This is a genomic window from Aurantibacillus circumpalustris (genome assembly GCF_029625215.1).
GTDB lineage: Bacteria > Bacteroidota > Bacteroidia > B-17B0 > Aurantibacillaceae > Aurantibacillus > Aurantibacillus circumpalustris.
The window spans coordinates 3,180,715-3,206,493 of the sequence record NZ_CP121197.1; the positions used below are offsets into that span (position 1 = coordinate 3,180,715).

18 protein-coding genes and 1 other RNA gene are annotated in these 25,779 nt (G+C 36.7%); 8 read left to right on the forward strand and 11 right to left on the reverse strand.

Features of this window, described 5'->3' with window-relative positions:
- Positions 1 to 22: 22 nt before the first annotated feature.
- Positions 23 to 388, reverse strand: coding sequence for a diacylglycerol kinase family protein (locus tag P2086_RS13365; protein WP_317897246.1), 366 nt, complete (start codon positions 386 to 388; stop codon positions 23 to 25).
- A gap of 113 nt (positions 389 to 501) precedes the next feature.
- Between P2086_RS13365 and P2086_RS13370 the strand changes: the two genes are divergently transcribed.
- Positions 502 to 1,680 (forward strand): formimidoylglutamase, encoded by a 1,179-nt coding sequence (locus tag P2086_RS13370; protein WP_317897247.1) that lies wholly within the window; start codon positions 502 to 504, stop codon positions 1,678 to 1,680.
- A 499-nt stretch (positions 1,681 to 2,179) separates the two neighbouring features.
- On the opposite strand, the gene P2086_RS13375 is transcribed toward P2086_RS13370, so the two are convergent.
- Together P2086_RS13375 and P2086_RS13380 are read right to left on the reverse strand one after the other, a co-directional pair.
- Positions 2,180 to 3,037 carry an OmpA family protein gene (locus tag P2086_RS13375; protein ID WP_317897248.1) on the reverse strand — a complete coding sequence of 286 codons (858 nt, stop codon included), beginning with the start codon at positions 3,035 to 3,037 and terminating at the stop codon, positions 2,180 to 2,182.
- A gap of 103 nt (positions 3,038 to 3,140) precedes the next feature.
- Positions 3,141 to 4,715 (reverse strand): amino acid permease, encoded by a 1,575-nt coding sequence (locus P2086_RS13380; RefSeq protein WP_317897249.1) that lies wholly within the window; start codon positions 4,713 to 4,715, stop codon positions 3,141 to 3,143.
- Between the two features lie 178 nt (positions 4,716 to 4,893).
- Between P2086_RS13380 and P2086_RS13385 the strand changes: the two genes are divergently transcribed.
- The 3 genes from P2086_RS13385 to P2086_RS13395 all read left to right on the forward strand — a co-directional run bounded on the left by P2086_RS13385 (position 4,894) and on the right by P2086_RS13395 (position 7,960).
- A complete protein-coding gene (locus P2086_RS13385) occupies positions 4,894 to 5,298 on the forward strand; it encodes an HYC_CC_PP family protein (RefSeq protein WP_317897250.1) in 405 nt (134 codons plus the stop codon).
- A gap of 65 nt (positions 5,299 to 5,363) precedes the next feature.
- Complete coding sequence (locus tag P2086_RS13390) at positions 5,364 to 5,711, forward strand: heavy-metal-associated domain-containing protein (RefSeq protein ID WP_317897251.1); 348 nt, start codon at positions 5,364 to 5,366, stop codon at positions 5,709 to 5,711.
- Positions 5,712 to 5,713: 2 nt separating this feature from the next.
- Positions 5,714 to 7,960 (forward strand): TonB-dependent receptor, encoded by a 2,247-nt coding sequence (locus tag P2086_RS13395; RefSeq protein WP_317897252.1) that lies wholly within the window; start codon positions 5,714 to 5,716, stop codon positions 7,958 to 7,960.
- A gap of 77 nt (positions 7,961 to 8,037) precedes the next feature.
- Here P2086_RS13395 and P2086_RS13400 read toward each other — a convergent pair whose 3' ends face one another.
- From P2086_RS13400 to P2086_RS13435, 8 genes are all read right to left on the reverse strand, one after another.
- Entirely contained in the window at positions 8,038 to 8,994 is a 957-nt protein-coding gene (locus P2086_RS13400; protein ID WP_317897253.1) for a site-2 protease family protein, read from the reverse strand.
- Positions 8,994 to 10,061: a COX15/CtaA family protein gene (locus P2086_RS13405; protein WP_317897254.1), complete on the reverse strand. Its 1,068-nt coding sequence runs from the start codon at positions 10,059 to 10,061 to the stop codon at positions 8,994 to 8,996. Before P2086_RS13405 ends, P2086_RS13400 begins: the two co-directional genes overlap by 1 nt.
- 119 nt (positions 10,062 to 10,180) lie before the next feature.
- Positions 10,181 to 11,725, reverse strand: a complete 1,545-nt coding sequence (locus P2086_RS13410; protein WP_317897255.1) for a hypothetical protein — start codon at positions 11,723 to 11,725, stop codon at positions 10,181 to 10,183.
- Positions 11,726 to 11,825: 100 nt separating this feature from the next.
- Complete coding sequence (locus P2086_RS13415; RefSeq protein WP_317897256.1) at positions 11,826 to 14,999, reverse strand: glycine-rich protein; 3,174 nt, start codon at positions 14,997 to 14,999, stop codon at positions 11,826 to 11,828.
- A gap of 197 nt (positions 15,000 to 15,196) precedes the next feature.
- Positions 15,197 to 18,322, reverse strand: a complete 3,126-nt coding sequence (locus tag P2086_RS13420; protein WP_317897257.1) for a T9SS type A sorting domain-containing protein — start codon at positions 18,320 to 18,322, stop codon at positions 15,197 to 15,199.
- A 197-nt stretch (positions 18,323 to 18,519) separates the two neighbouring features.
- Positions 18,520 to 21,501, reverse strand: coding sequence for a T9SS type A sorting domain-containing protein (locus P2086_RS13425; RefSeq protein WP_317897258.1), 2,982 nt, complete (start codon positions 21,499 to 21,501; stop codon positions 18,520 to 18,522).
- A gap of 215 nt (positions 21,502 to 21,716) precedes the next feature.
- Positions 21,717 to 22,313 (reverse strand): hypothetical protein, encoded by a 597-nt coding sequence (locus P2086_RS13430; RefSeq protein ID WP_317897259.1) that lies wholly within the window; start codon positions 22,311 to 22,313, stop codon positions 21,717 to 21,719.
- 5 nt (positions 22,314 to 22,318) lie between these two features.
- Positions 22,319 to 23,275 (reverse strand): glycosyltransferase family 2 protein, encoded by a 957-nt coding sequence (locus tag P2086_RS13435; RefSeq protein WP_317900262.1) that lies wholly within the window; start codon positions 23,273 to 23,275, stop codon positions 22,319 to 22,321.
- Between the two features lie 86 nt (positions 23,276 to 23,361).
- Between P2086_RS13435 and ffs the strand changes: the two genes are divergently transcribed.
- The 4 genes from ffs to P2086_RS13455 all read left to right on the forward strand — a co-directional run bounded on the left by ffs (position 23,362) and on the right by P2086_RS13455 (position 25,766).
- An RNA gene (gene ffs / locus P2086_RS13440) (signal recognition particle sRNA small type) lies at positions 23,362 to 23,459 on the forward strand.
- 214 nt (positions 23,460 to 23,673) lie between these two features.
- Positions 23,674 to 24,273, forward strand: coding sequence for a sigma-70 family RNA polymerase sigma factor (locus P2086_RS13445; RefSeq protein WP_317897260.1), 600 nt, complete (start codon positions 23,674 to 23,676; stop codon positions 24,271 to 24,273).
- Positions 24,274 to 24,576: 303 nt separating this feature from the next.
- On the forward strand, positions 24,577 to 25,320 hold the full coding sequence (locus P2086_RS13450) for an electron transfer flavoprotein subunit beta/FixA family protein (protein ID WP_317897261.1): 744 nt from the start codon (positions 24,577 to 24,579) through the stop codon (positions 25,318 to 25,320).
- Between the two features lie 32 nt (positions 25,321 to 25,352).
- Positions 25,353 to 25,766 (forward strand): four helix bundle protein, encoded by a 414-nt coding sequence (locus P2086_RS13455; RefSeq protein WP_317897262.1) that lies wholly within the window; start codon positions 25,353 to 25,355, stop codon positions 25,764 to 25,766.
- The last annotated feature ends 13 nt before the right edge of the window (positions 25,767 to 25,779 follow it).

A 25,779-nucleotide genomic window follows, 5' to 3' on the forward strand; every position in this document is an offset into this window, starting at 1 on the left:
TTATGGGAAGGTGTGTGTTAATTTACCAAATAGACTTTAGGTAAGGTAAGAATACCAGAATACCAACAATCATTGCAAAAACACAAGCAATAAGAACCGCTCCAGCCGCAACATCTTTAATGTATTTTATTTTGGGATCTTGTTCAGGTTTAATTATGTCGCAGAGCTTTTCAATTACTGAATTAATCATTTCTAAAGAGATAACTAAAGCAATTGCTAATAAAAGAAAGAGCCAGTCTGTTTTAGAAATGTGTAGTAAAAAACCCATGTTGACTACAATGAGACTGATTATCAAATGAAGCTTAAGATGCGTTTCTTTTTTAAAGGCTTGAAACACACCAGATAAGGCTACACGAACTGCACGCATTCTTTCATTAAAATAACTCATAATTCAAAAGTAAAGATTATTGAGTTCCTAAGATCACTATGTTAATATTAACTCAGAATAAACAACATTCAAAGGTAAATGAATTTTACTTTTAATAAATACAAAACAAACTCATGAGCGACATTGCGCATTTTTTTACTCCTGTTGACCCAGAAAGTATTCTTGATTTTAAAGCATTAAAAGAATTACAATTCGGAAATCTATTTTCGATTTATACCGATACAGATAATTTTCCGGAACTTGATAATATTGATATTGCAATTATTGGTGTATCGGAAGATAGAAATTCTGAAAATAATGCCGGTTGCAGCGTTGCGCCAGATGCCGTTCGTGCTTATTTGTACAAATTATATGGTGGGAGTTTTACAATTCGTGTGGCTGATTTAGGAAATATAAATCCTGGTCATACCACAGAAGATACTTATTTTGCTTTGAGAAGTACCGTTGATCAACTTATTCGCAGAAACGTTGTACCTATTATTATTGGTGGTTCGCAGGATTTAACTTACGGACAGTTCCTTGGCTACAAAGATTTGGAACAAACCATTAATGTGGTAGCTGTTGATAGTGTTTTTGATCTTGGAAATCCTGATGAAGATATTACAAACACCTCTTACCTCGGTAAAATTATTTTACACCAACCTAACTTTTTATTTAACTACAGTAACATTGGGTATCAAACCTACCTCGTCGATCAAAACAGTTTGCAAATGATGAACAGGTTGTATTTTGATGTTTATCGTTTAGGTCAAGTACGTGATAAAATTGAAGAGGCAGAACCTATTATCCGGCAAGCAGACATGATTACTTTTGATATTACTGCCATTAAACACTCTGATGCGCCTGCTAACCCTAATGCTTCACCAAACGGTTTTTATGCAGAAGAAGCGTGTCAAATGATGCGTTATGCTGGCATGAATGATAAATTATCATCACTTGGTCTTTATGAAATTAATCCTGAATTTGATATCAGCGGAAAGACTGTTCACCTTGCTGCTCAAATGATTTGGTGTTTTATGGATGGATTTTACAACCGTAAAAATGATTTTCCAAATCGCACAAGTCCAGAGTATACACGCTTTCACGTAATTCTACAAGATGAGAAATACGAAATTAATTTTTACAAAAGCAAAAAGAGCGACCGCTGGTGGATGGAGATCCCCTACCCGCCTCACAAAGATTTAAAGTTTGAGAGACATACCTTGATTCCTTGTTCTTATAAAGATTATGAGTTAGCTACAAATAACGAGATTCCAGATCGTTGGTGGCAGACTTATCAAAAACTGAGTTAGTCTCACTTTCTTTTCGTTTCAATTTAAACACAGAGATTCTGAGGTTCACAGAGATAATGAATTAAAGTTACTGTTAGTTCGAGTAGAAAAATCCGCCTCTTTTGGTTTTCGTATCGAAAACCAACTTAATCGTTCTCGATACGGTTTGCAAAGTGGCAGCAAACCTACTCGAACGGACTAGTTCAGTTAATCCCTAATTTTCTCAATTGAACACAAAGAAACAGAGGTACTGAGGCACCGAGAGATAATCAATTTAAGTTACAGTCTGTTCGGGTAGAAGAATCCGCCTCTTTTGATTTTTCGTATCGAGAACTAGCTTAAAAGTTCTCGATACGGTTTGCAAGGAAGTAGCAAACCTACTCGAACAGATAGTCTTAGTTTAGTGCATGAATATTAGATTAGTTACGGAATCTTAATTCGTTTTTTTTTCTTCAATTTCTATCTGAACACTATTTAAGCTCAGCGCATCCGTGCCGCATAAGTTCTGTGTTAGAACCACCTAGTTCTCAATAATTTTAAACTCCACCCTCCTATTCATCTGCTCGTCTTCTGGTGATTTTTCAATTTTTATTTTTGGTTGTGTATGTCCGTAACCCTTATAAGTTAAACGATCTTCGTCAATTCCGTTGCGGACTAAATAATTGTAAATAGCCAACGCTCTGTTCTCAGACAAATTCATTTCTTGTGTATCCAGATCAAGTCCATCAATATTACCCGGTTCACAACAGATGTGCCCCTGAATTTCGATTTTTAAATTAGGGTGTTCTTTTAGTGTTTCTAAAACTGATTCTAAAATTGGAATCGCGGTTTTTACAATAACATGTCGCCCAGGAATAAAATTAAGTCCTTCAAAGCTCATGCTCTCTCCTTTTTCAATGGTGATAAGATTTTTTGGTCCTCCAACAGCCACAGGCTTATCTTTTTTCTGCGTGATGTTTTCTCTTTCTCCTATTCGCTTACGTGGAAACGTTACAGCTACAATTACATCAACTCTTCTTTGAGATGGTTCACCAAGAATAGAAGAATTATCATACGAATTCTTTTCGCCCACTCCGACACATTTAATCACGTTGAGTGAAGGGTTCTTCTTTAGTAAATAATCTTTTATCGCATTCGCCCTTTTAAGTGATAAGTCTTTATTGTAAGCGTCATTACACAGAAAGTCGGCATACCCACAGATGTTAACTGCTAGCGTGTTTTTAGATTCTGCGGTAAGCATAGAATCTAATCGATTAAAATTTAAGTTTGATTCTACTTCATTTATCGCATAAAAAAGACTTATCGTAAAGGTTTTGTTTTGAGTAAAGGCTGCTTTTAAATTTAAAAGTAGTGTAAGAAAAAGAATCGAATACTTCATCGGTTAAAGATACTGGAATTAATTTTGGTGGATTGCGAACCAAATTTTAAATAAAAAAAACGCATACCTTTTAAAGTATGCGTTTCTAATTTAAGTTTAAAATCTATTCCGGTTTATTAAGATTACTATGTTTTCTGCTGTACATAAAATAAATTAAAAGCCCAAGAATCATCCATGCTCCAGCCGATGCTAAAGTAAAAATATCCAAAGCAATAATCATAAATGCACAAACAATAATACCTAAAATTGGAACCAATGGAACTAAAGGAGTTCTGAATGGACGCGGCACATCTGGATCGCTTTTGCGCATAATCAGAATACCAGCACATACCAATACAAAGGCAAATAAGGTTCCAAACGAAGTAAGATCACCGGCAACGCTACCTGGAATAAAAGCGGCAAACAATCCAACAAAAACTAATAGAATTAAATTTGATTTGTAAGGTGTTTGAAATTTAGGGTGCAAATTAGAGAACACGCGTGGAATTAAACCATCTTGCGACATCGTAAAGAAAACGCGAGATTGACCCATTAACATTACTAAAATTACAGAAGAAAATCCTGCAAGAATAGCAATCGTAACACTTGTACCCAACCACTCATAACCAATCATGTATTTTTGAATGGCATACGAAACAGAAGCCTCTTTTCCTGCTGCACCAAATTCACTCCAATGAGCAACACCGGTTAATACATAAGAGAATAAAACATAAAGAATTGTACAAACAACTAAGGAACCTAAAATTCCAATTGGCATATCGCGTTTAGGATTCTTTGCTTCTTGCGCAGCAGTAGATACCGCATCAAAACCAATAAAGGCAAAAAACACAACCGCAGCACCTCCTAAGATTCCACCATAACCCCAGGTAAAAATTGATTCATGTCCAGGTGTACCTTCAGGAATTAAATATGGCGTATGATTAGCTGGATCAATAAAATTCCAACCAATCACAATAAATACGAGTACAATACTCACTTTAACAAAAACAATAATGCCGTTTACGATAGCGGACTCTTGTGTTCCTTTAATTAATAATAAAGTTAGAATAAGTAAAATACCAAGTGCAGGAATATTAACTAGACCAGACTGTACATTTACAGTGGCTTTCAATGTTTCTGATAAATGTTCGTACTGACCGTCGGACAAAACTAAAACACCGTCTTTGGCCATTTTTGATATTTCGGCAGGAAACTGAGCAATGGCTGAACCGACGACCGTATAAAGACTTTCAAACGGAGAGTGACAGAGTTCATAAGGTATTCGTCCACCTAACAAGTTGTTGAGATATTCACTCCAAGCAATAGAAACCGTTGCTGCACCTAAAGCATACTCCATGATTAACGCCCAACCAATAATCCAACCAATTAGTTCTCCCATAGTGGTGTATGCGTAGGTATACGCGCTTCCAGCAATGGGAATCATGGCTGCGAATTCAGCATAACAGAGTCCAGCAAAAGCACAACCAACAGCTGCAACAACAAACGACATAGTAACACCAGATCCGGCATTATCAGCTGCTGCTGCTGCAGTTCTAACAAATAAACCAGCACCAATAATAGCACCAATTCCTAATGCGATCAATGACCACATTCCTAAGGTTTTCTTTAACCCATGTTCTCCGGAGGCCGCATCTGCCAACAATTTACTTAATGACTTTTTTCTGAAGATATCTGACATATGTGATTATTTATTATAAAGCCAAATTAACTAATTTAAGTCCGAATAACCAAACCTGTAACGCAATTGATGGAGCATTGATCCTTATAAATCAAATATTTAGCTTCGATTTTTTTAGATTTTCATTTTAAACCTTTTAACACAAACCTAAATACGGCACGTATAAAAATTACGATATTTGCGTATCAGTAATTTAAAAAAATATTTATTCGGTCTTGTAGTAATAACTTACGTTATTACTGTTATAGGCATTCCTGTTTATTACCATTATTGTGGCGGTGAATTGGAAGAAATAAACTATGTTTTAAAGGGTAGTAATTGTTGTGGTGATGACGATTCTCAGGAAGAAAATGATGGCTGTTGTAAAAACGAAAGTCATGTTTTAAAAAGTAATATTGATTTTACTTTTAAGACCACGGGTGATTACGTTTTTTTAAAGGATAGCGGCATCAACTATTCTTCTTTACCATTTAAATCGTCTATCAAACGTTTAATTTCGATTCCCAGTTTTGTTTATGTTAATACTCCACCATCGCGAGTCCAGCATAGTCTAGTTATATCTACCTCTGTTCTGAGGATTTAGAATTTGTTGTTTTGAGTAATCACTCTCAAATTTTTAGTACAAACAAATTTTAATTAAAAGATATTATGAAAACATTAATGATAGGATTTATATCCTTATTTATTTCTTTGTCAGGATTGGCACAAGATAATACAGTAAAAACCGCCACCATATTGGTAAAAGGTAATTGTGAAGAATGTAAAGAAAGGATTGAAAACGCCGCTGATATCAAAGGCGTAAAGATCTCTTCTTGGGATGAGAAAACACAAATTTTAACCGTTACCTATAAATCAGATAAGGTAAGCTTGGTACAAATAGAAAAAGCTATTGCTGTCAGTGGTCATGATGCTGCTGATATAAAGGCAGGTGACGCTAGTTATAAGAAACTCCCTTCTTGTTGTAAATACCGCGACAGGGCTTGCGAACCAAAATAACCATGCAAGGCTTACGATATTTATTCGTTTTGCTGGGAATAATTCTGGCTACGAATTACAACGCACAAGTAAAAGGTAAAGTTGTAGAAATTTCAAAAAAATCTGATACCACTATTGTTCCTGGTGTAGTTGTGATATGGGAAGGATCTGCTATAGGATCAACAACAGACGAAAACGGAAACTTTACACTTCCAATATTTTCAGAAACCAATCGCTTGATCATAAGCTCTGTCGGTTATGAAAACAAAACGATTACTGTTATGGATACGAGTAAGTTTTTATTACTTGTTTTAAAAAGTGGAATTGATTTAAACGAAGTTGAAATTTTATATTACACTAATGGTACTGAAGTTTCGTATCTGAATCCAATTAAAATGGAAATGCTTAACGAGCGCTCTTTAATGAAGGCAGCTTGCTGTAATCTTTCTGAAAGCTTTGAAACCAATCCAAGTATTGATGTAAATTTTGCCGACGCAATTAGCGGTGCAAAACAAATTCAAATGCTTGGACTTTCTGGTCAGTATGCGCAAATCACGAAAGAGAACATGCCATATTTAAGAGGACTTGCAAATAATTACGGCCTAAGTTTTATTCCCGGCACTTGGATTCAATCCATACAGCTGAGTAAAGGAGCGGGTTCTGTGGTAAATGGATACGAAAGTTTAACCGGACAGATTAACACCGAACTTCAAAATCCCGAAAGCAGTGATAAATTAAACTTCAATGTTTATGCAAACGAAAATGCACGGAACGAGTACAATCTTAATTTATCACATCGTTTTAATCCTAAATTATCGTTTGGTTTATTAAGTCATATGAGTTATAATCCATTAGTTCAAGATTTAAATAAGGATGGGTTTGCCGATATTCCAACAGGAAAACAATACAACTTTATGAATAAATACGCCTTTAACAATGGCAAAAATTTTGAAGCACAAGTTGGTGCAGCTTATGTAAAGGATGAACGCGCTGGCGGACAATACGCTGGTACCGTAAAAAATTACAACGATACTGTTCCACTTTATAAGATTGGTATTGATAATGAGAAATGGGAAGTGTATAGCAAAACCGGATTTGTATTTAAAAAGAAACCTGGAACTAGCATGGGTTTGCAGTTATCATACTTAGATCACAATCAAACTAATTTTTATGGCAATAATAAATATAATGGCCTTGAAAAAACGTTTTACGCTAATTATATTTTTCAAGGTATACTTGGAACAACCAACAACACCTACAAAATTGGTGCTAGCTTTATGAACGATGAGGTGAAGGAATCATTTAATCTTTACAAATTTAAACGTCTCGAACAAGTTACTGGTGTCTTTGCTGAATATGCCAAAAACTACAAAGAAAAGTTTAATATCGTTGCCGGCATTCGTGTAGATCAACATAATTATTACGGTTTATTTGTTATACCCCGTCTTCATTTACGTTATGCTTTTAAACCAACAAGTGTGTTAAGATTCAGTGGAGGAAGGGCTTTACGCACAGCGAATATTTTTACCGATAATTCATACTTGATGGCATCGTCGCGACAATGGTATGTTGAGACTTCTGATCTTGCAAAACCGTACGGACTAAATCCAGAAACTGCTTGGAATTATGGTTTAAATTACACACAGAAATTTAAAATTAATTACCGTGATGCTTATGTTACTTTAGATTTATACAGAACTGATTTTGTAAATCAAGTAGTAACTGATATTGATTACAATACACAGGAGGTTCATATTTTTAATTTGAAGGGTCCCTCCTACTCGAATACGTTTCAATTTGAATTTAATATGGAACCGCGCAAACGTCTTTTTGTAAAAATGGCTTACCGATTTGTGGATACAAAAATGAGTTTCAAAGAAGGCTTAATGCAAAAAGCAATGGTATCAAAACACAGAGCCTTTATTAACATTGGTTACGAAACAAAAAATAGTCATTGGCTATTTGATTTTACAACACAGTACAACGGCGCTAAACGCTTACCAGGAACCGAGACTAATCCTGATGAATACCAACGCGCTGCTTATTCGCCAGACTATTTTAATTTACTCGGACAAATAACCTATGTAACCAAAATTAAAAAAGCAGACTTTAATATTTATTTAGGCGTGGAAAATTTATTGAACTACAAACAAACGAATCCTATTGTTTCGGGCGATATGCCTTACAGTAAATATTTTGATGCCAGTATGGTTTGGGGGTCCATTTACGGAAGAATGTTATATATGGGATTAAGATTTAAAATAAAATAGCATACTGACAATTAATACCCACTCTCATTCTGAGCGCAGTCGAAGAAGACAGTGGGTATTAACGTTAACTGATTCTTCTATCTATTTAAAAGAAATAATAGAATTGGTCCTACAAAAATTCCAATATAGAAGAGTACCATCAATACTCTCTTGAAAAGATTAAGATCAGGATTCAAATTTACCTGCAAAACCGCATTTATTTGTTGAATAACAATAGGTTCAACAATGGCGTATTCGTATTTACCAGGTGTAAGTAAATTATATTTTTTAGGAAAAGAGAAGATTAGGCAATCACGAATTAACCAATAATCTTTATCTGGTAAGTTCACGTAATCAACATGATAATTAATTTTTTCATGTTTTAAATATTCTCTAATTTTTTGGTGTTTGTTTTCGTTGTACAACTCCAATCCAATAATTACAGGCACAATAAGCAATATTGGATTTAAATACGCGAATAAAAATAACAGTACTATAATGGATATAATTCCAAACACTAAACGAATGATGTAGTTTTCTTTAAAAAATAAAGTTTCTATGAGTCTTCCGCCATCTAAAGGAAAAAAAGGCAAACAGTTTAAAAGATTTATGACAAGAAAAGAGGAATATAGCATCTCTATTGTTTCATTCTTTAAATCTTTATTTAGCCAAAATAACAAACAACCAATAATAATTCCCGGAAGTGGTCCTGCTAATATAATAAGACTTAATTGCCATTGAGATACTTGTTGTTTTTTTCCTGAGGTAAATGCTCCCAGTAGTGGAATAATAAAGATTTTTACATTACTATAATTAAATAGTTTCATAAAAAGAAAATGTCCCATCTCATGGATTATAAGCACCAAAAGAATAGCCGCAATATAAACGATGTTGCGATCGAACAAAAAATAAAACATCAAAGCATAAATGGCCAAGCTAATTAATGAGCGCCTTAGAGCATTTTGACTTTTTTCTTCCACAATTGGTTTAGGAGGAAAACTACTTGTGAATTTTTCTTCGGATGGATTTTGTTCTTGATTAAACGATTCGCTCACTAGATGCTTGGTTTTTTATTAGATAAATGATAAATCAAATAGATGCTAATTGAAAATAAAAAGAAGGCGCCCGTTTGATGCAATGTGCCCATAATAACCGGCACATTGTATAACAAAGTCAATACTCCTAAAATAAATTGAATAGTAACGCCAAAAATAAGTAAGTTAATTCCTAAAGTTTGCTGTTTGTTGAGACTAAGTTTATTTGATTTATACCAAAGCATGCAAATTAGTACAACAATAAGTAAAGCAATCGTTCTATGCATAAACTGTATGCCGCTAGGATTTTCAAGTATATTTTCAAGCACACCTTCCTTCATGTACACCTGTTCTGGAATCCAGTCATTACCCATTTTTGGCCAGGTGTTAAAGATATGTCCAGGTCTAATCTTTGTATTATCGCCTTCAGCATACCCTGCTGTAAACGCACCGTAAATAATTTGAATGATTAATACAATAAAAAACAGGAATGTAAGTGATTTAATTTTTTTTCCATCTGTTTCTTCGGCTTCTTCTTTTGGATAGATTAAGCGTAATGCAAACCAAAATGTAAAAGCAAACAAAATAAACGCACTCATTAAATGTGCCGCTAAGCGATAATGACTAACGGCCGGTTGTTTTTGAAGTCCGCTATAAACCATCCACCAGCCAATAACAGCTTGCATTGCTCCCATAAAAAAAAGAAGTACAAAACCAGGCCACATACTCTTTTTGATTTTCTTCTTCAATAAAAAATAAATAAATCCAAAAGCAAACACGTACATCATTGTTCTACCAATCATGCGGTGAATATATTCCCAAAGAAAAATTGGTTTAAATTCTTCAAGCGTCATTTCAAAATTGACTTTCTGAAACTCAGGACTTTGTTGGTATTTCGCAAAACGTTCCAACCACATATTTTCGTTTAAGGGAGGAATAGATCCCATAAAACTCCAATCAGTAATTGACAGACCAGAATGCGTTAATCGTGTTAAACAACCAACTACCACCATCACATAAATTAAGAAGCAACCAACTAGAAGCCAGTAAATAATTTGTTTGTGAGGAGACTGTGAAATTGAAGCCATTGTAATTTGACCGCAAATTTAAAGGGAATTTGAATAGATACCAATTAAAAAACTGTAAATAATGTGTTTAATCTTAATACAAAAGCATGAATGCCAATTAAACAAGTTCTGAGGTGTTTTTATTGTGCCTCGTAAGCACCGGCTGTTACGGAATCTACATTCCGGGGCTTTCCATTTATGTCTTCGGCGGGAAGAATAATAGAAGCATCTTGTTTTGCAAGCGTACCAGTGAAACCTGTAATTCTTTTTTCCGAAGCCTTGGGTTCAAAATTATACATGCTTTTGTCTTCATATTCAAGTTCGGCAGTTTTATCTCCTTTTCTGTTATTTATAAAAATAGTCACATCAGAAGTATTCATGGTTGATTTTAACCAGTTATTACTAAAAGTATAACTGACAACGGCATTCGGTATTGTACTTGGAGTTTTAATATCAAGACTTACTTCGTTTTCTAATTTCCCATCTATTATACAATTTGAAATACGAAGACTTAATGGCAAGACTTGAGTTTCACTGTAATTGTTGATTTTAAGTGTTGGCTTATCTCTCGACTTGTCCTTACTCCAGTAATTAGCGAAGGTACACTGTGAGAAAATATATTCTCCACCAAGTAAAATATTCACGCTATGTTCTTGACAATTACTGATCACATTATTAAAACCAAATACTCCATAGTATAAGCAATAAAGACCCCATAAACTCATGTTTTGTATTTTGGTATTAGTTAGCCTTAATACGCCTTTTGAGCTGAGTTTTGGATCTTCACCAATGAATTCACACTGTACACCAATAAAACCATTTTTAATGATAGCATAATTAATTATGTTATCGTTGCTTCCTTCATTAATCCAAATTCTATCCCATTGTCCGGGCTCGTCAGCAAAATCTTTTTCGCGGCGCGCGCCTTGAAAGACAACTTCCTGACCTTTTTTTCCTAATACTTGAATTCTAGCTCCTGCGTAAACCCAAATACCTGATTTGTAATTCATGAAAATTTTTGTTCCTTCAAGAATTTTCAAATTCTGTGCAGGTTCATTCGTTATAGAATCTGGGCCATTCACAACAAGATATCCATAAACTACATGCGGTTTATCATTTTTCCAAACAAATTCATCCCCAATTAAATTGTAAGAATTAGGAACAGCATTAGCCAAGGAATATGGAAAATATGATCCGTCTTTAAATTTAATAACGCTATCGGGCCTGTGATAGTATGCATCCTGACCCCAAGCTTCTAAATTCAGTTTTTGCTGGTTTCCATTTACCAAAAAAATAAGTGCGTCACTAATAATCAGTGGCGAATTAATATTTGTTGGGTTTACATTCACCTGAATAAAAATATACATGCTGTCATTTGCAGCAATTTCAATATCTGTAAAGGAAGTTCCTTTTGCTCCGTCTACGTTAACAATAAATTGTGAGGCATTACCACCCTGCAATTGGATTGAGGAAATTTTAATTCGCTGGTTGTTTTTATTTCTTACACGAATATTCTGTGTTGCAGAACCTATGGTTGTAAAAACGGTATCAAACAAAACAGAGTCTTGAGAAAATTCAATTTTGGCTCCTGAATCAGTAATTAATTTATCCTTTTTACAAGAAAATAATTGACTTATAAAAAAACTAAAGAGACAAAAGCTTATTATTTTAAATAGTAGTTTCAAGGCTTGCAAATATACAACGTATTATACTCTTAAATAGTATAAATTATTCATAAAAAAAGTCCGGTGTTTGCCGGACTTTTTTGGTATTTGAATACAAAATTTATTTCGTCACCACAATCTTCTGATAAATCTGAAGCCCATCTTTTTGTCCACTCACAAAATAAATTCCTTTTGCAAGATCACTGATATTTACCTCATGGTTATTGGTTGCAGACAAATTAATCACTCTGATTAATTGACCAAGCTCATTCACCAAACTCAATTTTAAATCAGCGGTGCTTTGAATCGTGAACTTACCATCGTTAGGGTTTGGATAAATGGTTATTCCGTTATTTAAATGCCTTAATTCATTTAATCCAGCGCAGCTTGATATTTTCACTTGAACAGTTGCGGTACTGCTACAACCGTTATCATCTGTTCCTGTTACTGTATAATTGGCAGCAGTGCCGTTTGGAGACACTGTAATGGTTGGCCCTGTCATGGTATTATCCCAAGCATAACTTGAGCCTCCGGCTGCCGTAATTTCAACAGATTCTTTTACACAAATAAGCGTTCTTGCGGGAACAGCAGTAATGGTAGGGTTGTAATAAATACCCAAAGCAATGGTTTGTGTTGCAGGACAAATTAAACCAACAGAATTGCTATTGGCAGTAAGAGTGAATACAGATGCTACAGTAAGCGGTATTTGTAAAATTTGATTGGTAATTGGAGTCCCACTACCTGTATGCCAGTTGTATGTACCCAAAACGCCATTACCTCCATTTAGATTAATTAGTCCGCCAGAACAAGTGTTTGTGCTACCACTAATAGTAAGTGTTGGAATAAATACGCTTACTGCAACTGTTTGAGTGTTTTTACAACCTGTACTGGAGTTTGTTCCTTCCACGGTATATATAATAGCACTTGAAGTAAGTGCAATTGGATTTACAACAGCTGCCTGAGTTAAAACATTGTTGGCATTTGCATCCCAACTGTATGTGCTAGCTCCAAGAGCTGTTAAAGTGGCGCCACCACCAGAACAGATCAAGGCTTTATTTGATGTTACCGTTAAGTTAGGTTTTGCATAAACTAAAACAACCTGACTAGCACCGGAGGTACAACCAAAAGAATTATCACCTGTTACATTATAAGCAGTAGCAGTTGTTGGAGTATCAGCAATACTGGCTCCAGTAAAAACACCACCACCGGTAGCTGTCCAGTTATAATTAATTCCACCAGTAGCATTAAGGTTAACGGTTTGACCTTCACAGAGTGTTGGTGTGCTCGCAGAAACCGTAATTGTTGGATTTGGATTTGCATTTAAAAACACCGTGGTTGTACTAATACAAGTTCCATCAGAAGCAGCCACTGAATAAACTGAAGGCGCAATAGGACTAACAATAGGACTAGAACCGGTAAAGGTATAAGTTGGAGGTCCTGGAGACGTCCACGTATAAGTTAGAGCACCACCAATGGCAAGCGTTGCAGGTGTTAGTGCACAAACTACGGTAGGAGTTACAATCGCAAAAACAGTTGGTAAAGGATTCGTTTGCAGTGAAAGTACTTGTGTATTAACACATGAAGAATTTGCTTTAGTAATGGTATATGTTGTAGTTCCCAAAACCGGAGTCACAATAAAATTGGCTGTGTTTACCGTTTGTGTGGCACTCGACCAGGTGTAAGAAAGAGCTCCTGTTGCAGAAAGGGTAGAAGAACCCCCAATACAAACTAAACCGGGATTTGCGGTAGGTACATTAACCGGCGTTGGATAAACCGTAACCGGCATAGTAGCAAAAGCTGTACAACTTAAAGCACTTGTTCCAATAACGGTATAAGTTGCCGTTAACGGAGGTGTGAAACCCACACCGTTAGTGATACCGCCAGAACCGCCAGACCATGCATAATTGGTTGCATTACCAGTTGCTGTAAGCGTTACACTACCACCTGCACATAAAGTAGAAGCGCTCGTTGCAGGATTAACTGTTGGAAAAGGGTGCACAGAAACAGAAGTAACTGCTGTTGTTGTTCCACAACCATTCACACCACTCACAGTATAACTAACTGCTGAAGTGGGAGAAAATACAACTCCGTTGGTTACAGGAATCGCTCCACCTGCCCAGTTGTGAACTAAAGCACCATTTGCTGTAAGCATAACTGTTTGTGTTGGACAAATACCTCCACTTGAACTGGCTGTATTGGCAACCGTTAAAACAGGTAAAGATCCATTTACGGTTATTGTAATTGCAGCAGAAGTTGTACAATTAGAAGGACTTGTTGCGGTTAAACTATAAACTGTATTAGACACAGGAGAAACAACAATTGAAGAAGAAGTAGCACCAGTACTCCATGAATAATTACTTACCGCGTTAGTTGTTAGAGTAGCTGAATTACCATTACAAATAGCATTGATACTACTGCTGGTTAAACTTGAAAGGGAAATGTTACATAACTCTGTAATAAGCACTCTACCATTTCCAGTAACATCAGGATTGGCTACAAAACCTGTTTGACCATACATGATCGTTGTAGCACTAGTTACACCACCAATGTAGGAAGAACCACCACCTCCAGCAACTCTGCCTGAAGCACCGCCATAATAACCACCACCGCCACCGGCAAGGTAGAGCGCTGTTAAAGTATTTCCGTCCCATGTCATTGCTTTACCTAATGTGGCTAATGTAAGTCCGGAGGTGTAACCCGTATTTGTTCCTCCGGCGATTTGAGACCCTCCGGTAGGCCCACCTGTTTGGTCTGGACTAAAGTATGTGCCCGTTCCTCCGGTTGAGCCACCACCATTGCCACCAATATAAGAGGTATTTCTACCTGCACCACCGCCACCAGCTACAATAGCCCTACTTGCCAAACTTGTCGAATTATCCCATAGCCCGCCTACAGTCCTCACATCCGAAGCACCGCCGCCATTTCCATAAGAGGCATTACTAGCTGGATAACCTATTCCTCCGCCATTAAATGTCCATGCATTAGCAGTTACAGCACTCGCCGGATAACCACCAAGACCTCCAACATATATATAAATTGTTTGTGTAGAAGCCAGCGTTAATATCCCTGTAGCATAGCCGCCTTTTCCATTGTATCCAGCCGTTTGTGTATAGCCATCACCACCCCACGCTTTTATGTTATAAGTACCAGTCTGAAGGGTTAAGGTTTGTACACTTCCAGTGTAATTTAAAGTGTAGGTTGTTTGTGAGAAGGCCGCAGCCGAAAATACGGTCAATCCAAGTGCAAACAATCCTTGTTTTGTGCTTGATAATAATTTATAAATGTTTCTTTTCATGATGTTTTTTTTCTTGGACTTAAATACAATAAGATGACTAAAGTTATTACATTTTACTTTAATAGACTATTGATTTTTGATAAAAATTTTCTTGTTCTGGTTTGTTCTTAGCACTTCGGATTAACACATTCTGAAAACAGTCTCCATAAAAAAACCTCCTAAATTGGAGGTTTTTTTATTTAGCTTTCTAAAGCGACTTATTTCGTCACCACAATCTTTTGATAAATCTGTAGCCCATCTATTTGTCCACTCACAAAATAAATTCCTTTTGCAAGATCACTGATGTTCACTTCATAATTATTGTTAGCTGACAAATTAATCACTCTAATAAGTTGACCAAGCTCATTCACCAAACTCAATTTTAAATCAGCGGTGCTTTGAATCGTGAACTTACCATCGTTAGGGTTTGGATAAATGGTTATTCCGTTATTTAAATGCCTTAATTCATTTAATCCAGCGCAGCTTGATATTTTCACTTGAACCGTTGCGGTACTGCTACAACCGTTATCATCTGTTCCTGTTACTGTGTAATTGGCTGCTGTACCAGTTGGAGATACCGTAATGGTTGGTCCTGTCATCGTATTATTCCAGGCGTAACTTGTAGCTCCGGCCGCTGTAATTCCAACAGATTCTTTTGTGCAAATAAGTGTTCTTGCAGGAACGGCAGTAATGGTAGGATTGTAATAAATACCCAAAGCAATGGTTTGTGTTGCAGGACAAATTAAACCAACAGAATTGCTATTGGCAGTAAGAGTGAATACAGATGCTACAGTAAGCGGCATTTGCAGAATTTGATTGGTAATTGGAGTACCGCTACCTGTATGCCAGTTGTATGTACCCAAAACTCCGTTACCCGCGGTTAGATTAATTAGTCCGCCAGAACAAGTGTTTGTGCTACCATTAATTGTAAGTGTAGGAACAAAAACGTTTACCAATACTGTTTGGGTGTTTTTACAACCTGTATTAGAGTTTGTTCCTTCAACGGTATACATAACAGCACTCGAAGTAAGTGCAATTGGATTTACAACAGCTGCCTGAGTTAAAACATTGTTGGCATTTGCATCCCAACTGTATGTGCTAGCTCCAAGAGCCGTTAAAGTGGCAGCACCGCCAGAACAGATCAAGGCTTTATTTGATGTTACCGTTAAGTTAGGTTTTGCATAAACTAAAACAACCTGACTAGCACCAGAAGTACAACCAAAAGAATTATCACCTGTTACATTATAAGCAGTAGCCGTTGTTGGTGTATCAGCAATACTAGCTCCGTTAAAAATACCACCACCGGTAGCTGTCCAAGTATAATTAATTCCACCACTTGCATTAAGATTAACGGTTTGACCTTCACACAATGAAGGTGTGCTCGCCGTAGCCGTAATTGTTGGATTTGGATTTGCATTTAAAAACACCGTGGTTGTACTAATACAAGTTCCATCAGAAGCTGCTACAGAATAAACAGTAGGCGCAATAGGACTAACAACAGGACTAGCACCAGTAAAAGTATAAGTTGGAGGTCCAGGAGATGTCCATGTATAAGTTAGCGCACCACCAATTGCAAGTGTTGCAGGTGTTAGTGCACAAACCACAGTAGGAGTTACAATCGCAAAAACAGTTGGTAAAGGATTTGTTTGCACAGAAAGTACTTGAGTGTTAACACACGAAGAATTTGCTTTTGTAATTGTATACGTTGTAGTTCCCAAAACTGGAGTGACAATAAAATTGGCTGTATTTACAGTTTGCGTAGTACTTGACCAAGTGTAAGAAAGAGCACCCGTTGCAGAAAGGGTAGAAGAACCCCCAATACAAACTATTGAAGGGTTTGATGTTGGAGGATTAACCGGTGTTGGGTAAACCGTAACCGGCATAGTAGCAAAAGCTGTACAGCTTAAAGCACTTGTTCCAATAACAGTATAGGTTGCAGTAAATGGCGGATTAAAACCAACACCATTCGTAATACCGCCAGCACCGCCAGACCAAACATAATTGGTTGCGTTACCCGTTGCAGTTAAAGTGACACTACCGCCAGCACATAAAGTAGAGGTGCTAGTTGCAGGATTAACCGTTGGAAAAGGATGAACAGAAACTGAAGTCACAGCCGTTGTTGTACCACAGCCGTTTACTCCACTCACGGTGTAACTCACTGCTGAAGTGGGAGAAAATACAACACCATTGGTTACTGGAATAGCTCCACCAGCCCAGTTGTGAACTAAAGCACCATTTGCTGTAAGCATTACTGTTTGTGTTGGACAAATTCCTCCACTTGAACTGGCGGTATTTGCAACCGTTAAAACAGGAAGAGATCCATTTACTGTTATGGTAATTGCAGCATAAGCTACACAGTTTGAAACACTGGTTGCACCTAAAGAATAAGTAGTTGTAGTTGTTGGAGAAACCACAACAGAAGAACTGCTTGCGCCTGTGCTCCACGAATAATTACTTACAGCGTTAGTTGTTAGAGTAGCTGAATTACCATTACAAATAGCATTGATACTGCTGCTGGTTAAACTTGAAAGGGAAATGTTACATAATTCAGATATTAATACTCTTCCGTCTCCAGTAACAACGGGATTGGAGACATAACCAGTTTGACCGAACGCGGCAGTTGTGCCGTTGGTTACACCTCCGATGAAGCCTGAACCGCCACTCTCACAACCGCCACCATACCAACCACCGCCGCCGCCGCCATAACTACCAGCGCTTGAGCTAGCGTCCCAACCTAGACCAAAAATCGCATTTCCACCTGAAATAGCTGAAGTTCCAGGTGTCGTCTGTGTTCCACCTGTACAACCACTTCTGGTACTATTTCCTCCTATTAATGCCCCACCGTTTCCAGGAGTAATACCTGTACAACCACCTGCACCACCCCCCGCAACGATAATAACAGCTGTTGTGTTGCTCACTAAAGAGCTTAAGACTCCTGGTGCCGTTGCAACGTGTGAAGCCCCACCGCCACCATTGAAGGAGTAACTATAGTACTTCCCATTGCCACCACCATTCCATCCACCAGGAACACTATTACTAGTTTGCGCTCCACCGGCTCCCCCAACTGCTATATATAGCGTTGTAGTGGTAAGTAATGTAAGTTTTCCAGTTGAGTATCCGCTTTTCCCTCTGTACAAGTTTGCGTCGCTATTGTGCCACCCTCCTATTGCTCCCCAACACTCTATTGAATAATTACCTGCCGGGAGGCTTATGGTTTGTGTACTTCCAGTGTAATTGAAGGTGTAGGTTGTCTGTGAGTATGCCGTAACCGAACATACGGTCAATCCAAGTGCAAACAATCCTTGTTTTGTGCTTGATAATAATTTATAAATGTTTCTTTTCATGATGTTTTTTTTCTTGGACTTAAATACAATAAGATGACTAAAGTTATTACATTTTACTTTAATAGACTATTGATTTTTGATAAAAATTTTCTTGTTCTGGTTTGTTCTTAGCACTTCGGATTAACACATTCTGAAAACAGTCTCCATAAAAAAACCTCCTAAATTGGAGGTTTTTTTATTTAGCTTTCTAAAGCGACTTATTTCGTCACCACAATCTTTTGATAAATCTGTAGCCCATCTATTTGTCCACTCACAAAATAAATTCCTTTTGCAAGATCACTGATGTTCACTTCAAGATTATTGTTAGTTGACAAATTAATCACTCTGATTAATTGACCAAGTTCATTCACCAAACTTAATTTTAAATCAACATTACTTTGAATAGTAAACTTACCATCGTTAGGATTAGGATAAATAGTTATTCTGTTATTTAAATTACTGAATTCAGATAATCCCGTACAGTTTGATATTTTCACTTGAACAGTTGCTGTATTACTACAACCGTTATCATCCGTTCCCGTTACTGTGTAATTTGCTGCAGTGCCAGTTGGAGATACTGTAATGGTTGGCCCTGTCATAGTATTGTTCCACGCATAACTTGAGCCTCCGGCCGCTGTAATTTCCACAGATTCTTTTACACAAATAAGAGTTCTTGCAGGAACAGCAGTGATTGTTGGATTAAAATAAACATCCACAGCCATGGTTTGCGTTAGTGGACAAGTTAAACCAACAGAACTAATATTCGCACTTAGCGTAAATACAGACGCTGCAGTAATTGTTACTTGAAGATTTGACGTTATATGTGAACCACCATCCCCTGTATTCCAGTTAATTATATTTGAGGAATTTAAATTAATTAAGCCTCCCGAACAAGTAATTGTACTACCATTTACACTAACCGTAGGAATGAATACATTTACTAAAACGGTTTGTGTGTTTTTACAACCTGTGGTTGAATTCGTTCCTTCAACGGTATACATAACTGCACTCGAAGTTATTGCTGTTGGATTAACAACGACGCTAGGAGTTAAAACGTTATTTGCATTTGGATCCCAACTATAAGTATTAGCTCCTATTGCTATTAAGGTTGCGCTACCACCAGAACAAACCAACGATTTATTTGATGTTACCGTTAAGCTAGGTTTTGGGTTTACCAAAACGACATGACTAGCACCAGACGAGCAACCAAAAGAATTAGTACCTGCTACATTATAAGCTGTAGCGATTGTTGGCATATCTGTAATACTGGCTCCAGTAAAAACACCACCACCCGTAGCAGTCCAGTTAAAACTTAGGCCACCACTCGCAGTAAGACTCACCGTTTCTCCTGCACAAAGAGTTGACGCGCTTGCCAAAACGGTAATCGTTGGATTCGGATTCGCATTTAAAAACACAGTGGTTGTATTAATACACGTACCGTCAGAAGCAGCTACTGAATAAACAGACGGTGCAATCGGACTTACGATTGGACTAGCACCGCTAAAGGTATAAGAAGGAGGTCCGGGAGAGGTCCATGTATAAGTAAGAGCACCTCCCACCGCAAGTGTAGCTGGGGTCAGCGCACAAACTACTGTTGGGGTCACAATCGCAAATATGGTTGGTAAAGAATTTGTTTGCATTGAAAGTACTTGAGTATTAACACATGAAGAGTTTGCTTTAGTAATAGTATACGTTGTAGTTCCCAAAACTGGAGTCACAATAAAATTAGCTGTGTTTACAGTTTGTGTGGCACTTGCCCATGTATAAGAAAGAGCTCCAGTTGCTGAAAGCGTAGAAGAGCCACCAATACAAACGATTGAAGGGTTTGAAGTCGGAGGATTGACAGGAGTTGGGTATACCGTAACAGGCATAGTTGCCGAGGCAGTGCAACTCAATGCACTTGTTCCAATAACAATATAGGTCGTGGTTAGTGCTGGAACAAAGCCAACACCGCTAGTAATAGAGCCTGTGCCTCCTGACCAAATATATGTTGTTGCGTTTCCTGCAACATTTAAAGTTACACTGCTACCTGCGCATAAAGTGGAAGCACTTGTAGATGGATTAACTGTTGGAAAAGGATGCACGGAGACAGAAGTTGCTGCTGTTGCTGTTCCACAAGCATTCATACCAGTTACCAAATAGTTGGATGCAAGTGTCGGAGAAAATACAACACCATTTGTGACAGGAGTTGTTCCACCTGTCCAAGAGTAACTTGTGGCACCACTCGCCGTTAGTGCTACTGTTGAATTAGGACAAATACCACCACTATTAGCAGTATTAACAACTGTAAGCGTTGGAACCGCCGTATAAACATTAACGGTTAGCATAGCATTCAAAACACAGTTTTGCGGACTAGTTGTTTGAAGAGTATAGGTAGTGGATACCGTTGGACTAACAGCAACAGTAGTTGCATTTGAACCCAGGAAAGAACCTACTGGTAGCCATGTATAACTCGAAATGCCACCAGCAGTAAGCGTACTTGTACCTGTGTTACAAAAACTAAGAGGTGTTCCACTAATTGTAAAAGTTGAAGCCACTGCCGATGCAGCTAAAACACAAATACGAGCCGTAGTAGTATTTTTTACAATAATACGCTTAACCATTTTACTTTGATTAGCACATGAAATACCTAAATCATTCGTAAAAAAACGTGGATTTCCAGCACCACCAATATTTGCAATAGTGCCTGTAGTTCTCGTTACTCTATCAAAACCATTATAAAAGGCTGGGGGTACAGTATTAAACCAATCATACATGGTAATACCTGTAAAAACCTGTGTTGTGTTATCCGTAAATCTAACAGTAATACTTGCTGTGGCAGCACCCTCAGTAGCAAATGCTAAGAGACTTATGCTATAACATGGCGTCGGTGTTATCAGGGTTAAAGAATCTTGCAAATTAGCTGGAATGTATAAAAGGTTTGGTGTAGTATAATTCTGAAGTTGGTAAGTTCTTGTACCAGCTGCAATTAAACCGTTATTCGGTAAGCCATATGCCGAACTAAATATAGAGCCATAAGCTGCACTATAAAGTACATAGTCGCTACCATCAATTGCACCGCCGGTGGTAGAAACAGCAGTAGTGTTTTCAGCAACGGCATCTAAAGTATAACCTGTTGTTGGAAGTGGCAGGTAGGTTTGGGCAGTGTTATTTGTCGCAATAACCAATAATAAGGATAATAGTGCTGTAATTTTTTTCATAGGATTAAATTTCATGCTATGAAAGTATGAAATCTATTTCATATATTTAAATCGATTTAGATGTTTGTTGAAAAAAACAGGGATTTCTATATAAATTTAGGAAAATTGGTCAAAATTGGCAAAAAACAATGAAAAACGGTTAAATATTGATTCATTTTAAGTGAATTTTACTTAACAACTAAAGTCAAAAAAAGCACAAAAACAAACGCTAAAAATTAGATAGATAGAATGGTAAACAAAGCAAGAAAATTTAAAACAGACAAACCTACCAGATTATACACCTTTTCATTGAGGTTCATTACAAAGACAAAAAGCGAAATACAAATTGCAAGCATTGATAAAAGTAGAACAGGGCTGGCAGAAAACAATCGATAAGCATTATTGTAACCTTCCATAAAGCCCTTAAGATTTTTTTGAAGTAAATAATCTCTTCCAATAATAAAATAAACTGCTTTATTAGGTTCTGTTATACAATCGTCAATAATCAGTTTATATAATTCTCCTTCCGTATCATAAATATCGACCTCATCTACATACAACTTGCCGTTTATTGATTTTCCTGAACCGTAATGTGTGATTGTATTTACAGCATGGTAGCCATTATAATGGCAGGGTCCTATATAACAAAAGAGTAGTTCAATAAATATAAAAAAGCATATAACATTAAAAACGTTTAAAATTTTAAACGTCTTGCTTTTTTTTAACTTACGAAGTTCTACTAGTTCTTTCTTTCGCTTGTGTGCAATAATGTGAGCAACTTCTTCTGAAGTCATTGGGTTGCGACGAGGCCTCTTATTAGGTTCACTCGTCATGCCAATTAAGTTATTTTTTTATCAATTAAATAGCTATTTCTAACTGAACTATTTCTAAGAATTAACTCTCCAATAAAACCGGCAAGAAACATCATGCTGCCAATAACCATAGAGGTTAGAGAAATGTAAAAAGAAGAACGTTGTGTCACCAGTCTAGCGGGTTGATGCGTAACAAAAGAAGTATAGATTTTAAATGCTCCCAGGTAAAAGGCTACACCAAATCCGAGTAAAAAAAGCAAGGTGCCTATCACACCAAAAAAGTGCATGGGACGTTTTCCGAATTTGGATAAAAAAGTAATCGTCAATAAATCCAAAAAGCCATTTACAAAGCGGTTCCACCCAAATTTACTCACCCCGTATTTGCGCACCTGATGTATGACTACCTTTTCTCCAATCTTTTCAAAACCAGCCGCTCGTGCCATTACAGGAATAAAACGGTGCATTTCTCCATATACCTCAATACTTTTAACTACTTTATTTTTATAAGCCTTTAAACCGCAATTCATGTCGTGCAATTGAATGCCGCTTATTTTTCGGTTTACGTAATTGTATAATTTAGAAGGAAGATTTTTTGTGAAAGCATTATCGTAACGCTTTTGTTTCCAACCACTCACCAAATCAAATCCATCCACTGTTATCATACGGTATAATTCAGGAATTTCATCAGGACTGTCCTGTAAATCAGCGTCCATGGTAATAACAACATCACCTTGAGCCATTTCAAAACCAACGTGTAATGCTGGAGACTTACCATAATTTCTCTGAAAACGGATTGCTTTTACGTTTGGATTCTTTGCTGAAATCGTTTCAACGACTGACCAGGATTTATCCTTACTCCCATCGTCTACAAAAATAATTTCGTACGAAAAATTATGTTGTTGCATGACGCGTAAAATCCACTCATGCAGTTCCGGCAAGGATTCTTCTTCGTTAAATAAAGGGATGACAATAGATAGATTCATAAAATATATTGCGTAAATAACGCAATTCATTTCTACAAATTTTGGAATTTTAATTGTAAAATAAAAATTATTGTTACTTTTGCAGCGGGTAAGTCTTTCACGACCAGCTCCTGCTGAATCCCCCAGGCTGGGAACGGAGCAAGGGTAAGTGGTTGAGCGGTGCGATGGAAGTAGCTTACCCATTTTTTATGCCCTAAAAATTGCATAAAATCAATTTTAAACCCAAAACAACTTTCATTCACTCAGTCAAACATACGTTTCACTCAAAATTTTACAGATTTTAACATTTTTTCATGGTCGTTTCAATCAAATGGTCTAAATTTGGCTAAACTTAAAAACTACCGCCGATAGAATAGACATTTACTAGCAATTAACACACGTAAAAAGCAAGTAATATCATGTCTATTCAATCATTAAATGATAACGAGTTAGTGCAACTCTATATTAGCGGAAACGAAGATTCCCTTTCCATTTTACTCCAACGTCACAAAAGAAAAATATTTTCTTCTATCATTGTTGTTGTAAAAGATCAGCAATTAGCCGAAGATATTTTTCAAGACACTTTCTTTAAAGTTATCATGACCCTTAAGAAAGGTCAATACAACGAAGAGGGTAAGTTTTTACCTTGGATTATACGCATTGCCCGAAATTTGATTATTGATCACTTTAGGCGTATAAAAAAGATGCCGCCAATGCCTGTATATATTAATGACGAAGGCGAGGAAGTGAGTGTTTTTAGTTCGCTTGCTGCTCCAAACGATGATACACAATCAGCTGAAGTAGGGAAATTCAAAAAGAGTATACGTAATTTGATAAATGAATTGCCAAACGATCAAAGAGAAGTAGTTCTTATGCGTATGTATTACGATATGAGTTTTAAAGAAATATCTGAGTTTACAGAAGTGTCCATCAATACAGCACTGGGAAGGATGCGCTACGCTTTGTTTAATCTTAAAAAAATGATTGAAGAAAGAAAAATGGATCTTGTTTTGAAGTAACCAGAGTTTATAAAATCTCTACTTTTTGTAAATCTCGCACCTACCCTATTCTCTTATCAGCATTTACCAAGTAAGTATCGTCATTGCATGCGTAGTATTATTCTATAGTTTTATTTCCGCAGAGAAGCAGTAATACACATCCCAAACATCTTTTTAACAAAAGCCATTTATTCAGCCTTAATTCTATGAAATAAGGCTTTTATTTTATACTTTTGCCCCTCAATTTTGAAGGATACTAAGGCTATAATCAAAAAGATAGCTTTGGATTAAATAAAGTTCAGTAAAAATTATAAATAGCTATATATGAAAATCTTAGTTGCCATTAGTAATGTACCCGATACCACCACAAAAATTCAGTTTACGGATGGTGATACAAAGTTTAATGCTGCCGGAGTAACCTTCGTAATCAACCCTTACGATGAGTGGTATGCACTTGTTAGAGCTTTAGAATTAAAAGAAGCGAATCTTGCTGAAAAAGTGACTATTATTCACGTTGGTTTAGCTGATAGCGATGCAACAATCCGTAAAGGATTAGCGCTTGGTGCAGATGATGCCGTGCGTATTGATTCTGAAGGGCCTGATGCACTTTTTGTTGCAGAACAAATTGCTGCCTATGCTAAAACAAATGTTTATGACTTAATACTGGTTGGAAAAGAAACGATTAATTACAACGGATCTTCTGTTGGCGGAATGATAGCAGGTGTTTTAGATCTTCCATTTGTGTCATTAGCAACAAAATTAGAGCTTGCTGCTAACAAAGCAACTATTGAACACGATATTGATGGTGGTACTCAAATTGTGGAATGTGAATTACCAATGGTTATTAGTTGTGCAAAAGGAATGGCTGAACAACGTATTCCTAACATGAGAGGGATTATGGCAGCGCGTACTAAACCTTTAACTGTAACGCCTGCAGTTGCTGCAAGTCCATTAACATCCATTAAATCATTTGCTTTAAGTCCAGGTCGTACAACCGTTAAGATGATAAGTGAAGATAATTTGGATGAGTTAGTGAATTTGCTTCACACTCAGGCTAAGGTTATATAAATTATTGATTTCTTGAATTTTTGATTTTTAGAATGGAGAATAATACAATAAATACTGAATTTGCAGATGCTTTTAAGGCGAGAACAAAAAAGCAAGCTGTAAGTATTATTAAATTTCTAAAAAACATTAAATCGAACGAGGAAATAATGGTAATCAAAAATCAACTAATTAAATGCTGTACATCTGTAGCCGCCAATTATAGAGCTGCTTGTAGAGGAAGATCAAAAGCCGATTTTATTTCAAAACTCGGAATAGTGCATGAGGAAGCGGATGAAGTGCTTTTTTGGTTAGAGTTGTTAGCTGACCTTAATTACGCGTCACCTGAACTTGAAAAATTAACAAAAGAAAGCGATGAGATTTTGAGAGTTGTGGCTAAATCTGTTGCAACATCAAGAAACAACTTAGTAAATTCAAAAAATAAGACATTAACAAATTCAAAAAATTAATAATTCTAAAATT